Below are 13,390 nucleotides of genomic sequence, written 5' to 3'. Positions count from 1 at the left end.
CTCGTGCGCGCTCATCAGCGATGCGCCACGCCCGGCAGTACGCAAAGCATCTCGTACAGCAGGTTGGCGCCGAGCAGCGAGGTGTTGCCGGTGGTGTCGTAGGGCGGCGAAACTTCTACCAGGTCGCAGCCAATCAGGTCGAGGCCCTGGCAACCGCGGATGATTTCGATGGCCTGGATGGTGGTCAGCCCGCCGATTTCCGGGGTGCCGGTGCCGGGCGCCCAGGCGGGGTCGATGCCGTCGATGTCGAAGCTCAGGTACACCGGGCCGCCGCCGACTTTCTCGCGTACTTCGGCCATCAATGGCGCAAGGGAGTGATGCCAGCATTCTTCGGCCTGTACCACTCGAAAGCCCTGTTTGCGGCTCCAGTTGAAATCTTCGGCGGTGTAGCCCTGGGCACGCAGGCCGATCTGCACCACGCGGTGGCAATCGAGCAAGCCTTCTTCCACGGCACGGCGGAAGGTGGTGCCGTGGGCGATTTTCTCGCCGAACATATGATCGTTGACGTCGGCGTGGGCGTCGATGTGCACCAGCCCGACCTTGCCGTGTTTCTTGTGGATCGCCCGCAGGATCGGCAGGGTGATGGTGTGGTCGCCGCCCAGGGTCAGGGGGATCACATCGTGCTCAAGGATTTCATCGTAGGCCTCTTCGATGATGCGCACGGCGTCGAGCAGGTTGAAGGTGTTGATCGCCACGTCGCCGATATCGGCCACCGACAGCGAGTCGAACGGTGCCGCGCCGGTGGCCATGTTATACGGACGGATCATCACCGACTCGGCACGGATCTCCCGTGGGCCGAAACGCGTACCGGCGCGCAATGAGGTGCCGATATCCAGGGGCACGCCGATAAAGGCGGCGTCCAGGCCCTTGGCCGTTTGCAGGTGAGGAAGACGCATCATGGTGGCGATGCCGGCGAAGCGCGGCATTTCGTTGCCGCCCAGTGGTTGGTGGAAAATCTTGTCCACGGGATTGCCTCATCGTTGTTTTGTTTATTAGTGGCCGATTCTGCGAAAAGCCTGGCGTAGGAAGAATCGGCTGGGGCAAATACTTAGTTCAGGTTTTTCTAAACTAATGCGCACAGGTAGACTTCCATTCTCCCTCCACGCCCGGAGCCGACCATGGCCAACGCCCTGCCCGACCTGAAACTGCTGCGCATCTTCGTCAGCGTCGTGCGCCATCAGGGTTTCGCCAATGCCCAGCACGAACTCAACCTGTCCACATCGGCCATCAGCACCTATATGAGCCAGCTGGAATCAGCCTTGGGCCTGGTGCTGTGCCATCGTGGTCGTGGTGGTTTCAGCCTGACCAGCAAGGGCGAGCTGTTTCATCAGGAAACCCTGCGCCTGCTGGGCGAACTGGAAGGCTTCGAACAATACGCCGCGGCGTTGAAAGGCGAGCTGCGCGGTACCCTCAAGCTCGGCGTGCTCGACTCCACCGTCAGCGACAAGGCCTTGCCCTTCGCCGAGGTGATCGGCGCCTACAGCCTGGAGCACCCGGCAGTGCACCTGCACCTGTCGGTGATGAGCCCCTATGAACTGCAACTGGGCGTACAGGACAACCGCCTGGACCTGGCCATCGGCGCGTTTTCCAATCGCATGAGCGGGCTGGTCTACATGCCGCTGTACCGCGAACAGCACTGGCTGTATTGCAGCACCCGGCATCCGCTGTTCAATGAGCGGCGTATCCCTGAACAAGTGATCACCCAGCAGCGCATGGTCGGTCGTGGCTATTGGAGCCAGGCCGAGCTGGCGCGCCACGGCTTCAAGCACAGTGCCGCGACGGTGGAAAGTATGGAGGCTCAACTGATCCTGGTGCTGTCCGGCGCGTACATCGGCTACCTGCCCGAGCACTATGCCCAGGCGTGGGCCGACAAGGGCGACCTGCGTGTATTGCTGCCCGCCACGTTCGGCTACCAGGCACCGTTTTCGATGATCATGCGCCGTGGTCGCAGCCGTGAACCGCTGATCCAGACTTTCCGCGACTTGCTCAAGACCCAGCTCAACCAGGCCTGAAAACATATGTCTAGACCCCAATGCCCGCGCTGCCTGCGGCCGACCACTCACTGTCTCTGTGCGCTGATCCCCCGCCTCGACAGCCGTACCCGCGTGTTGCTGTTGCAGCATCCGAGCGAGGTCAACCATGCGCTCAATACCGCACGGTTGGCGGCGTTGGGCTTGAATAATGCGCAGTTGCTGGTGGGCGAGGTGTTTGATGACCTGGCGACGTTATTGAACCCGCCTGGGTATCAGGCGCGGCTGTTGTTTCCTGCCGATAATGCCCAGCCGTTGCAAGCCTATGCGCCCAATGACCAGCCGCTGTTGCTGGTGGTGCCCGATGGCACTTGGCGCAAGGCGCGCAAACTGTTGCACCTCAACCCGTTGCTGGCGGCGTTGCCCCACGTGACATTGGCCAACGGTGGCGTCTCCCGGTATCGCTTGCGCAAGGCGCCGGGGCCTGGAGCGTTATCGACGGTCGAAGCGATTGCGCAAGCGCTGCAGGTGTTGGAAGCGCCGACGTCGTTTGAGCCACTGCTCAAACCCTTTGAAGCGCTGATCGAAGGGCAGATTGCTGCGATGGGCAATGAAGTATTCCAGCGCAACCATGGCGACCCGACATAAACCCGGCTTATGCCTTTAAGCCATAAGCACTACACTTTGCGTGATATGGCCCGCCGGCCTTTCCCGGTATGATGTTCGCCCCCGCAGTCTGGATTGCGAATACGCCATGACCTTGCAGTACCCAACAATCGCCGATTGCGTCGGCAACACGCCCCTGGTCCGCTTGCAACGCATGGCGGGTGAAACCAGCAATACCCTGTTGCTCAAGCTTGAAGGGAACAACCCGGCCGGTTCGGTCAAGGACCGCCCGGCGCTGTCGATGATCGCCCGCGCCGAGTTGCGTGGGCAGATCAAGCCCGGCGACACCCTGATCGAAGCCACCTCCGGTAACACCGGGATCGCCCTGGCCATGGCCGCCGCGATCAAGGGCTACAAGATGGTGCTGATCATGCCCGACAACGGCAGTGCCGAGCGCAAGGCGGCGATGACCGCGTACGGCGCCCAGCTTATTCTGGTGAGCCAGGAAGAAGGCATGGAAGGCGCCCGTGACCTCGCTGAGCGCATGGCCGCCGAAGGCCGTGGCGTAGTGCTGGACCAGTTCGCCAACGGTGATAACCCCGAGGCGCACTACACCAGCACCGGTCCGGAAATCTGGCGCCAGACCCAGGGCACCATCACCCATTTCGTCAGCTCCATGGGCACCACCGGTACCATCATGGGCAACTCGCGCTACCTCAAGGAGCAGAACCCGGCGATCCAGATCGTTGGCCTGCAACCGATGGAAGGCGCGGCCATCCCGGGCATCCGCCGCTGGCCCGAAGAATACTTGCCGAAGATCTACAACGCCACGCGGGTGGACCGCATCATCGACATGGCCCAGCGTGAAGCCGAAGACACCACACGCCGCCTGGCCCGTGAAGAGGGCATCTTCTGTGGCGTGTCCTCCGGTGGCGCCGTGGCCGGTATGTTGCGCTTGTCCAGGGAAGTGGAAAACGCGGTGATCGTCGCGATCATCTGTGACCGAGGCGACCGCTACCTGTCGACCGGCATTTTCGACGAACCCAACTGATGGCCAAGCACGAGAGAGGCCTGCGCTTCCAACCGACGGGCGGCAGCCGGGCCCCGCAGATTCCCATAGGCAAGAAGCAGCGCCTGACCATCGAGCGCCTGGCCAATGACGGCCGGGGCATCGTGTTCTTTGAAGGCCGCACCTGGTTTGTCAATGGTGCGTTGGCCGGCGAAGAGGTGGAAGCACGGGTGTTGGGTGCTCATGGCAAAGTGGTCGAGGCGCGCACGGAGCGGGTGTTCCAGGCCAGTGAGCTGCGTCGCCCGGCAGCTTGCGCCCATGTTGGCCGCTGCGGCGGTTGCAGCGTGCAGCACCTGCCCCATGAAGAGCAACTTGCCCTGAAACAGCGCATGCTTGCCGAGCAATTGTCCCGGGTAGCGGGTATCGAACCGCAAGAATGGGCGCCGCCTTTGAGCGGGCCGGAGTTCGGTTACCGCCGTCGCGCCCGTGTGGCGGTACGCTGGGATGCCAGGGCGAAAAAACTCGAGGTGGGTTTTCGCGCCGTGGCTAGCCAGGACATCGTCGCTATCGATGATTGCCCGGTGCTGGTACAGGCCTTGCAACCGATCATGCAGCGTTTGCCAATGATGCTGCGTCGCTTGAGCAAACCGCAGGCGTTGGGGCATGTCGAGTTGTTCAGCGGTTCGTCCATCGCGGTGTTGCTGCGGCATATGGCACCGTTGTCCGAGGCTGACCTGCAGATACTCAAGGAATTCTGCGCCTTCCATGACGCCCAATTGTGGCTGCACGGCGAAGGGCAGCCGGAGCCTGTCGAACCGGGTCAGGCCCTGGGCTTCCGTTTGGAGGCGTGGGATCTGGAGCTGGCGTACCGTCCGGGCGACTTTGTGCAGGTCAACGCCGGGGTCAACCAGGCGATGGTCGCCCAAGCCCTGCAATGGCTGGCGCCACAAGCCGACGAACGGGTACTGGACCTGTTTTGCGGCCTGGGCAACTTTGCCTTGCCACTGGCTCGCCACGTACGCGAAGTGGTGGCGGTGGAGGGCGTACAGGCCATGGTTGACCGTGCGGCCCTCAATGCCGTCAGCAACCATTTGCATAACGTGCAGTTTTTTCAGGCCGATTTGTCCCAGCCTTTGACCGACGCAGAATGGGCCAAACAGGGCTTTTCTGCGGTACTCTTGGATCCACCCCGCGATGGTGCCCTGGAGGTTGTGCGCAAACTTGCCGCCTTGGGGGCCAAGCGCCTGGTGTATGTGTCCTGCAACCCAGCCACGCTGGCGCGGGACACGATTGAGTTGGTCAAGCAAGGCTACCGGCTAAAGCGTGCCGGGATCCTCGACATGTTTCCGCAGACCGCGCATGTCGAGGCCATGGCGTTATTTGAAGCGGGCTAGGATGCCCGTTTAATCCGACTGGCCTGCGTTCTCCAGGGCCTGAACACTGCCACGGAGCTCGCAGTAAAAGTCGGCGATGATTTTGGCGCATCGAAGGTGCGTCGTAGGGAAGGTAAGCAAGATGGTACAGGTGAGAGCACACCAGCCGATCAACACCGACGGCAGTATCAATCTCGAGGCATGGCTGGATCATGCCGTCAGTGTCGACCCGGCACTGGACCGTGAAGCCTTGAAAGCAGCCTGCGAGTTCGCTCGTGAGTCTGAACAGCAAGACAATGCGGCCAAGAATCTTTGGGCCGAAGGCACTTCAAGTTTTCGCACTGGCCTGGAAATCGCCGAGATCCTGGCCGATCTCAAGCTGGACCAGGATTCGCTGATCGCCGCCGTGCTCTATCGCGGCGTGCGTGAAGGGCATATTCCGTTGGCAACCGTTGGCCAGCGCTTCGGCTCGGTGGTGGCCAAGCTGATTGACGGCGTGCTGCGCATGGCGGCCATCAGTGCCAGCCTCAGCCCGCGCCAGTCGATGGTGCTGGGCACCCAGGGCCAGGTGGAAAACCTGCGCAAGATGCTGGTGGCGATGGTCGACGACGTACGCGTCGCCCTGATCAAACTGGCCGAGCGCACCTGTGCGATCCGTGCGGTAAAGACCGCCGACGACGAGAAGCGCAACCGCGTTGCCCGTGAAGTCTTCGATATCTATGCACCGCTGGCCCACCGCCTGGGTATCGGCCATATCAAGTGGGAGCTGGAGGATCTGTCCTTCCGCTACCTGGAACCCGACCAATACAAACAGATTGCCACGCTGCTGCACGAGCGGCGCCTGGACCGCGAGCGCTTTATCAGCGACGTGATGGGCCAGCTGCGTTCCGAGCTGCAGGCCACCGGCGTGGACGCCGACATCAGCGGCCGCGCCAAGCACATCTATTCCATCTGGCGCAAAATGCAGCGCAAGGGCCTGGCTTTCAGCCAGATCTACGACGTGCGTGCGGTGCGTGTGCTGGTGCCGGAAATGCGCGACTGCTACACCGCGCTGGGTATCGTCCACACCCTGTGGCGTCATATCCCCAAGGAATTCGACGACTACATCGCCAACCCCAAGGAAAACGGCTATCGCTCGCTGCACACCGCGGTGATCGGCCCCGAGGGCAAGGTGCTGGAAGTGCAGATTCGCACCCACGCCATGCACGAAGAGGCCGAGCTGGGCGTGTGTGCGCACTGGCGCTATAAGGGCACCGACGTCAAGGCCGGGTCCAACCAGTACGAAGAGAAGATCTCCTGGCTGCGCCAGGTGCTGGAATGGCACGAAGAACTCGGCGACATCGGCGGCCTGGCCGATCAACTGCGCGTGGATATCGAGCCGGACCGGGTCTATATCTTTACCCCCGACGGCCATGCCATCGACTTGCCCAAGGGCGCCACGCCGCTGGACTTCGCCTACCGCGTGCACACCGAAATCGGCCATAACTGCCGGGGCGCCAAGATCAACGGGCGCATCGTACCGCTCAACTACAGCCTGCAAACCGGTGAACAGGTCGAGATCATCACCAGCAAGCACGGCACGCCAAGCCGCGACTGGCTGAACCCGAACCTGGGCTACATCACCACCTCGCGGGCGCGGGCGAAGATTGTCCACTGGTTCAAGCTGCAGGCACGCGACCAGAACGTCGCTGCCGGCAAAACCCTGCTCGAACGCGAGCTGACGCGCCTGGGGCTGCCCCAGGTGGACTTCGACAAGCTGGCCGAAAAGGCCAACATGAAGATCGCCGAAGACATGTTTGCCGCCCTCGGTGCCGGCGACCTGCGCCTGGCGCAACTGGTCAACCTGGCCCAGCAACTGGTCGAGCCGGAGCGCGGCAACGAACAGCTGGAACTCATCCCACGCAAGGCCACCGGCTACAAGCCGGGCAAGCGTGGCGATATCCAGATCCAGGGCGTGGGCAACCTGATGACGCAAATGGCCGGTTGCTGCCAGCCGCTGCCGGGCGACGCCATCGTCGGCTACATCACCCAGGGCCGTGGCGTGAGCATTCACCGCCAGGATTGCGCCTCGGTGCTGCAACTGGGCGGGCGCGAGCCGGAGCGGATCATCCAGGTCAGCTGGGGCCCGGTGCCGGTGCTCACCTACCCGGTGGACATCATCATTCGTGCCTACGACCGTTCAGGTTTGCTGCGTGACGTCTCGCAAGTGCTGCTCAACGAGCGGATCAACGTGCTGGCGGTCAACACCCGCTCGAACAAGGAGGACAACACTGCGTTGATGTCCCTGACCATCGAGATTCCGGGGCTGGATGCGCTGGGGCGCTTGCTGGGGCGGATTTCCCAGTTGCCGAACATCATCGAAACCCGGCGTAACCGCACACCATGATGAGCTGGATGATAGCTGACCGACATGTGGAGCTATTTTCTGTGGGAGCTGGCTTGCCTGCGATAGCATCGCCTCGGTTTAACTGAAGCACTGAGTCGCCCGCATCGCAGGCAAGCCAGCTCCCACATTAGATATTCAGCGGAAAGAGATCGATGTATTCACTAGATGACCTGCTGCACCTGATGAACCGCCTGCGGGACCCGCAATACGGCTGCCCGTGGGACATCAAGCAAACCTACGCCACCATCGTGCCGCACACCCTGGAAGAAGCCTACGAAGTGGCTGACGCCATCGAACGCGGCGACTTCGATCATCTGCAAGGTGAGCTGGGCGACCTGCTGTTCCAGGTGGTGTATTACAGCCAGTTGGCGCGTGAAGAAGGGCGCTTCGAATTTGCCGGGGTGATCGACAGCATCACGCGCAAGCTGATCCGGCGCCATCCTCACGTGTTCCCAACCGGCGACCTGTATGCGCCGCTGGATATTGCGCAATTGAGCGAAGAGCAGGTCAAGGAACGCTGGGAGCAGATCAAGGCCGAGGAACGCGCGGAAAAATCCGACGCTCCGGAGCAGCTTTCCCTGCTCGATGATGTGCCAACCGCCTTGCCATCCTTGTCCCGTGCTGCCAAGTTGCAAAAACGCGCCAGCCAGGTCGGTTTCGACTGGCCGGACGCCTTGCCGGTGGTGGATAACGTGCGCGAAGAGTTGGACGAAGTGCTGCAAGCCATGGCTGATAATGATCCGCAGGCCATTGTCGATGAAGTCGGTGACCTGCTGTTTGCCGCGGTTAACCTGGCCCGTCACCTCAAGGTCGACCCGGAAACTGCGTTGCGCGGCGCCAATGCCAAGTTCGAGCGACGTTTCCGTTTTATCGAACAGGCATTGCGCGATACGCACCAACCCATAGAAGATTGCACCCTCGAAGCGTTGGACGCCCTGTGGGGCGAAGCAAAACGCCAGGAAAAGAATGTGTCCAGCTGCGGTTGAGCAGTTGCCTAAGTGAGTAAGCACCATGAGCCTTTCCCTTCGCGACCAGTTGCTCAAAGCAGGTCTGGTCAACCAAAAGCAGGCCAAGCAGGTCGGCAAAGAGAAACAGAAGCAGCAGCGCCTGGTCCACAAGGGCCAGGCCGAAGTCGATGACACCCAGGCACGCCTGGCCGCCGAGGCCCACGCCGAGAAGGTCAAGCGTGACCAGGAGCTGAACCGTCAGCAACAGGAAAAAGCCGAGGCCAAGGCCCGTACTGCACAGGTCAAGCAACTGATCGAGACCTCGCGCCTGCCCAAGCTGACCACTGAGGACTATTACAACTTCGTGGATGACAAGAAGGTCAAGCGCCTGTCGGTCAACACACTGATGCGCAACAAGCTGAGCAACGGCTCCCTGGCCATCGTGCACCACGGTGGCGGCTATGAGGTGATCCCACGGGAAGCGGCGCTGAAGATCCAGGAGCGGGCGCCTGAGCGTATCGTGCAGCTCAACCTCCTCACCGAGAGCCAGGTGCCGGATGAGGATGATCCGTACGCCGCCTACCAGATTCCGGATGACCTGATGTGGTAAGCCTTTAGATATGAAAAACCCCGCTCGAAAAGGCGGGGTTTTTGTTTGCAGGCACTCCAGCTGCGTGGGGCTGGGTGGCTGCTGGATCTCAGGGTTTCAGGAGCTTTGTGCCTGGCGTTGCAGTTCGAGAGTTTCAAGCTCGTTTTTATAATTATGAGCATCGCTCTCGTTGTGAAACATGCCGACCAGCAAATCTTGTTGGTGTACATCCCAGATGTGAATCCCATGGCCCAATGCTTCGTGGGACATATGTGCATCGTCGCGTTCAGTTACTTTTACAGTCATCTGCTTGCTCCAATCTCTGGTTGATCTGCGGCAAGTCGTCGCAGGCCTTTGTTATATGTTTTGTTAGCTTGCTAAGTAAACGGTTTTTGCATGCAACAATTCATTGCAGGAGGCGCAACAATCATGCAGGCCGCGTAAACCAAGACATTGCGCCGCTGCTGCATGGGTTTTATGACAAAAGTTTCATGTTCAGGTCGCCTGGGTGACCTCGGCACCGCTATCGCAGGCAAGCCAGCTCCCACCTTGAAATGCATTCCAATGTGGGAGCTGGCTTGCCTGCGATAGCGATAGTCGCCTCTCTTAAAAATTCCAGGCAAAAAAAAGCCCCGCATCAGCGAGGCTCTCGTGCAACTCATCAGCGCAATCAGCTGCCCTTGACGGCCTGGCCATCAACAGTGCCATCCTGCAGCATGATGTTGTATTCCTTGCCATCCGTCTCAACCTGACGCAGGGCTACCAGGATGCCGCCCTGGTCCTTGGCAAACCACATCTGGGTAATGCGCTTGCTCTGCGACGGGTCACGCACGCGCTCGACCTTGATCGCATTGATCGAGCCTACCTTGGTCTGGACTTTTTCCGGGCCAATCACGCGGAAGTCGTAGGTGTCGGTATCAGTGCCTTCAACCACACGGTAGCTCATGCTTTTCTTGCCGGCAGCCACGTCGCGCTGCAGGGCGAGCTGGTAGGTGGACTTGTCGAGCATGCCACTTTCAAGGGTGACATTGACCGGGTCTTTGTTTTCAAAGCCGGTGACTTTCTTGGCGCTCTGGTCGAAGTCCAGATTGACCTTCTTCGCCTTGCCCAGCCCGCCACGCTCGAAGCTGTAGCTCTTGGGCTGCAGGGTGTCCTTGTCGAACAGGATCACGCTGGTTTCGGTCAGGCTGGCAATCATCATCGAGGCCTTGAAGTTCAAGGTCCAGGTGCCGTCGCCATTCTTGACCAGGCTGCGTTCAGCCGAACCACTCATGGGCAGCTGTTTCCAGTCGGCGGTGTAGCTGACGGAGAACGGGTGAAGGTCTGCCGCTTGTACGGCAGGCAAAGCGAACAGCGCAAAAGCGAAGAGCAGGGCGCGACGCATAAAATCTCCTAGGTTCGAATCAAGTGGCCGCTGGCCGCGAGTAACTGACCGTCCAATAATGCACCTTGGTCACCGAGAATCAACCGCCCCTCGGCAAACCAGCGAACAGCCAGCGGGTAAATCCTGTGTTCCTGGGTATGAACCCGTTGCGCAAGCGTCTGCGCTGAGTCGCCTGACTCTACCGGAACCACTGCCTGTACGACCAGAGGCCCGCCATCGAGTTCCTCGGTGACAAAGTGCACGCTGCAGCCATGCTCGCTGTCGCCAGCCTCAAGGGCGCGCTGGTGGGTGTGCATGCCTTTGTACTTGGGCAGCAGGGAAGGGTGGATATTGAGCAGGCGTCCTTCGTAATGCCGCACGAAATCAGCGCTGAGGATGCGCATGAAACCGGCCAGCACCACCAGTTTGGGCTCAAAGTCGTCAATCAGTTCGATCAAGGCGCGGTCGAAGGCTTCGCGACCATCGAACGCCTTGTGATCCAGGGAGCGGGTGTCGATACCCGCGTCCCTGGCGCGTTGCAAGCCGTAGGCGTCGCTGCGGTTGGAAATCACCGCAGCGATGCGCACCGGGCTGTCGCCGGTGCGCGTGCTGTCGATCAGGGCCTGCAAGTTACTGCCGGTGCCGGAAAGCAGCACCACGACATCACAGGTCGAAGGCATCAGTGAGCCTTGAGGTTCTTCAGTTCAACCTGGGCTGCGCCTTCGGCGGCAGTGGCGATCTGGCCGATGACCCAAGGTTGCTCGCCGGCTTCACGCAACAGGTTCAGCGCGGTTTCGACGTGCTCTTGCGCCACGCAGATGACCATGCCCACGCCGCAGTTCAGCACGCGGTGCATCTCGGTTTCGTTGACGTTGCCTTTCTCCTGCAGCCAATCGAAGACTGCCGGACGCTGCCAGCTGGCCACGTCGACAATCGCCTGGGCACCTTTTGGCAATACGCGCGGGATGTTGTCCAGCAGGCCGCCGCCAGTGATGTGGGCCATGGCCTTGACTGCGCCAGTGTCCTTGATCAGCTTGAGCAGCGGCTTGACGTAGATGCGGGTCGGCGCCATCAGCAGGTCAGTCAGTGGCTTGCCCTCGAGCTGGATGTTCTCGATGTCGGCGCCGGACACTTCGATGATCTTGCGGATCAGCGAATAGCCGTTGGAGTGCGGGCCGGACGATGGCAGGGCGAGCAGGGCGTCGCCGGCCGCCACCTTGGAGCCGTCGATGATCTCGGCCTTTTCCACTACGCCGACGCAGAAGCCGGCCAGGTCGTAGTCTTCGCCTTCGTACATGCCTGGCATTTCAGCGGTTTCGCCGCCGACCAGGGAACAACCCGACAGTTCGCAGCCGGCGCCGATGCCGGTCACGACCTGGGTCGCGGTCTCGACATTGAGCTTGCCGGTGGCGTAGTAGTCGAGGAAGAACAACGGCTCGGCACCGCACACCACCAGGTCGTTGACGCACATGGCAACCAGGTCGATGCCGATGCTGTCGTGCTTGTTCAGGTTCAGCGCCAGGCGCAACTTGGTGCCCACGCCGTCGGTGCCGGACACCAGTACAGGCTGCTTGTAGCCGGCCGGGATTTCGCAGAGGGCGCCAAAACCGCCCAGGCCGCCCATGACTTCGGGGCGCGCAGTGCGCTTGGCGACGCTCTTGATGCGTTCGACCAATGCTTCACCGGCGTCGATGTCTACACCGGCGTCCTTGTAGCTCAGGGAGGGTTGCTTGCTCATGATCCAGGCCTTTAGGGGGGATTTCTGGGTAACGACCGAGCGGGCAGGCGCTTTTGGTAAAAGGCCCAGCCGTTGACGGTCTGCGAAGGCGCGCGATTTTATCAGGCTTGAGGGGCAGCGGCCATCCTCGGGCCGACGGGCAGGACCATATAGGTAGAAAACCGCTGAAAAAATCCTGATCGGCTCTGCCCGGGTGGCTGTTAAGGTATAGCCTTGGATCTGCAATCGTTATGACAGCACCAAAACTTATCGAGGCCCTGTGAATGTTTTGCTGGCTGGCGTGGTCACAGCCTGGCTAAACCGGTTTCACACGGTCTGTTCCAGCCGCTAATTTGTCGTTCGGGAATCTTCCATGCGTCTGTGTAAATTCTTCTTTGTAGGCTGCTTGTCGTTGGTCAGCCTGGCGAGCCATGCCGAAACCCTCAATGGCCTCTATCAAGTACTCGAGCCCGTCAGCAGCCAGTCGCCCCAAGAGCGCGACCAGGCCACCCAGCGTGCCGTGCAGACTCTGGTGATCCGCCTGACCGGCGACGCCAAGGCCGCCGACGGCCCTGGGCTGGCGGCGATCCGCAAGGACCCGCAACAAATCATCAGTCAGTACGGCTACGACGCCGGCCCGCCGGAAAGCCTGCAAGTGGACTTCGACCCGGTCAGCACCGACCGCGCCTTGCGGGATGCGGGCCTGTCGATCTGGGGCAGCAACCGGCCGTCGATCCTGGGTTGGTGGCTGAACGACTCAACCGAAGGCAGCAGCCTGGTCGGCGATGGCCAGGCCGTTGCCCAGACCCTGCGCCGAGCTGCGCAACACCGGGGTTTGCCGCTGCGCTTGCCACTGGGAGACCTGGATGAACAGGTGGTTGGCACCGCGCCGAATCTTGAAAGCCCGGACGCCACGCCTTTGCGTGCAGCCTCCGAGCGTTACGGTGCCGACGCGTTGCTGGCGGTGCATGCGCGCCAGGAAGGTAGCCAGTGGCAGGCCAAATGGCGCCTGTGGCTGGGCGACAAGGCCGAGCAGGGCACTGCCCAGGGCGCTGATACTGCCGCACTGGCGGATGCTGTATTGCTGGCGGTCAGCCAAACGCTGGCGCCACGCTTTGCGGTCAAGCCGGGGGTGAGCAGCGAGCAGCTGCTTGAAGTGCAAGGCATGAACCTGGAGCGCTACGCCGCCCTGGGTCGCCTGCTGGAGCCCTTTGGTGGTCAGCCGCAATTAGTGGACGGCAATCGCATTGTGTATCGCGTCAATGGCAGCGCCGAGCAACTGCGTACCCAGTTGAGCCTGGCCAAGTTGCAGGAAATTCCCGCAGGTGAAGTCCCGGTTCAACAACCGGTGGTGGATGCCACGCAACCGGCGGCTGCACCTGAGCCCCAGGCGCAACTGCGTTTTCGTTGGTAAATGATGTTCCTCCTTC

At 61.2% G+C, this 13,390-nt stretch carries 13 protein-coding genes; 8 read left to right on the top strand and 5 right to left on the bottom strand.

All coding sequences use genetic code 11. The features are described 5' to 3' along the window. Positions 1–14: 14 nt before the first annotated feature. The gene (gene speB / locus TU73_RS08645; protein WP_057011839.1) at positions 15–965 is read right to left on the bottom strand and encodes an agmatinase; all 951 of its coding nucleotides are present in this window, start codon (positions 963–965) and stop codon (positions 15–17) included. Between the two features lie 153 nt (positions 966–1,118). On the opposite strand from speB, the gene TU73_RS08640 reads away from it, so the two are divergent. The 7 genes from TU73_RS08640 (at position 1,119) to TU73_RS08610 (ending at position 8,901) form a co-directional block, all read left to right on the top strand. Beyond that, the gene (locus TU73_RS08640) at positions 1,119–2,012 is read left to right on the top strand and encodes a LysR family transcriptional regulator (protein ID WP_032895879.1); all 894 of its coding nucleotides are present in this window, start codon (positions 1,119–1,121) and stop codon (positions 2,010–2,012) included. 6 nt (positions 2,013–2,018) lie between these two features. Beyond that, positions 2,019–2,618: a tRNA-uridine aminocarboxypropyltransferase gene (locus TU73_RS08635; protein WP_057011838.1), complete on the top strand. Its 600-nt coding sequence runs from the start codon at positions 2,019–2,021 to the stop codon at positions 2,616–2,618. Positions 2,619–2,724: 106 nt separating this feature from the next. Next, positions 2,725–3,627, top strand: a complete 903-nt coding sequence (cysM, locus tag TU73_RS08630) for a cysteine synthase CysM (protein ID WP_057011837.1) — start codon at positions 2,725–2,727, stop codon at positions 3,625–3,627. Then, a complete protein-coding gene (gene rlmD, locus TU73_RS08625) occupies positions 3,627–4,979 on the top strand; it encodes a 23S rRNA (uracil(1939)-C(5))-methyltransferase RlmD (RefSeq protein ID WP_057011836.1) in 1,353 nt (450 codons plus the stop codon). The genes cysM and rlmD overlap by 1 nt, the downstream gene beginning before the upstream one ends. 121 nt (positions 4,980–5,100) lie before the next feature. Beyond that, positions 5,101–7,344, top strand: a complete 2,244-nt coding sequence (relA, locus tag TU73_RS08620) for a GTP diphosphokinase (RefSeq protein WP_057011835.1) — start codon at positions 5,101–5,103, stop codon at positions 7,342–7,344. A gap of 152 nt (positions 7,345–7,496) precedes the next feature. Next, positions 7,497–8,330 carry a nucleoside triphosphate pyrophosphohydrolase gene (gene mazG / locus TU73_RS08615; RefSeq protein WP_057011834.1) on the top strand — a complete coding sequence of 278 codons (834 nt, stop codon included), beginning with the start codon at positions 7,497–7,499 and terminating at the stop codon, positions 8,328–8,330. Between the two features lie 25 nt (positions 8,331–8,355). Then, complete coding sequence (locus TU73_RS08610; RefSeq protein ID WP_057011833.1) at positions 8,356–8,901, top strand: DUF2058 domain-containing protein; 546 nt, start codon at positions 8,356–8,358, stop codon at positions 8,899–8,901. Between the two features lie 96 nt (positions 8,902–8,997). Here TU73_RS08610 and TU73_RS28175 read toward each other — a convergent pair whose 3' ends face one another. The 4 genes from TU73_RS28175 to purM all read right to left on the bottom strand — a co-directional run bounded on the left by TU73_RS28175 (position 8,998) and on the right by purM (position 11,981). Then, complete coding sequence (locus TU73_RS28175; protein ID WP_043048934.1) at positions 8,998–9,186, bottom strand: hypothetical protein; 189 nt, start codon at positions 9,184–9,186, stop codon at positions 8,998–9,000. Positions 9,187–9,550: 364 nt separating this feature from the next. Continuing rightward, complete coding sequence (locus TU73_RS08600) at positions 9,551–10,264, bottom strand: DUF3108 domain-containing protein (protein ID WP_057011831.1); 714 nt, start codon at positions 10,262–10,264, stop codon at positions 9,551–9,553. An 8-nt stretch (positions 10,265–10,272) separates the two neighbouring features. Beyond that, a complete protein-coding gene (gene purN / locus TU73_RS08595) occupies positions 10,273–10,923 on the bottom strand; it encodes a phosphoribosylglycinamide formyltransferase (RefSeq protein ID WP_057011830.1) in 651 nt (216 codons plus the stop codon). Beyond that, positions 10,923–11,981 (bottom strand): phosphoribosylformylglycinamidine cyclo-ligase, encoded by a 1,059-nt coding sequence (purM, locus tag TU73_RS08590; RefSeq protein ID WP_057011829.1) that lies wholly within the window; start codon positions 11,979–11,981, stop codon positions 10,923–10,925. Before purM ends, purN begins: the two co-directional genes overlap by 1 nt. 352 nt (positions 11,982–12,333) lie before the next feature. On the opposite strand from purM, the gene TU73_RS08585 reads away from it, so the two are divergent. Continuing rightward, complete coding sequence (locus TU73_RS08585; protein WP_057011828.1) at positions 12,334–13,374, top strand: DUF2066 domain-containing protein; 1,041 nt, start codon at positions 12,334–12,336, stop codon at positions 13,372–13,374. The last annotated feature ends 16 nt before the right edge of the window (positions 13,375–13,390 follow it).

Source organism: Pseudomonas libanensis, assembly GCF_001439685.1.
Lineage (GTDB): Bacteria > Pseudomonadota > Gammaproteobacteria > Pseudomonadales > Pseudomonadaceae > Aquipseudomonas > Aquipseudomonas libanensis.
The sequence above is the reverse complement of the archived record's forward strand: the minus strand, read 5'-3'. Positions and strand labels throughout refer to the sequence as shown.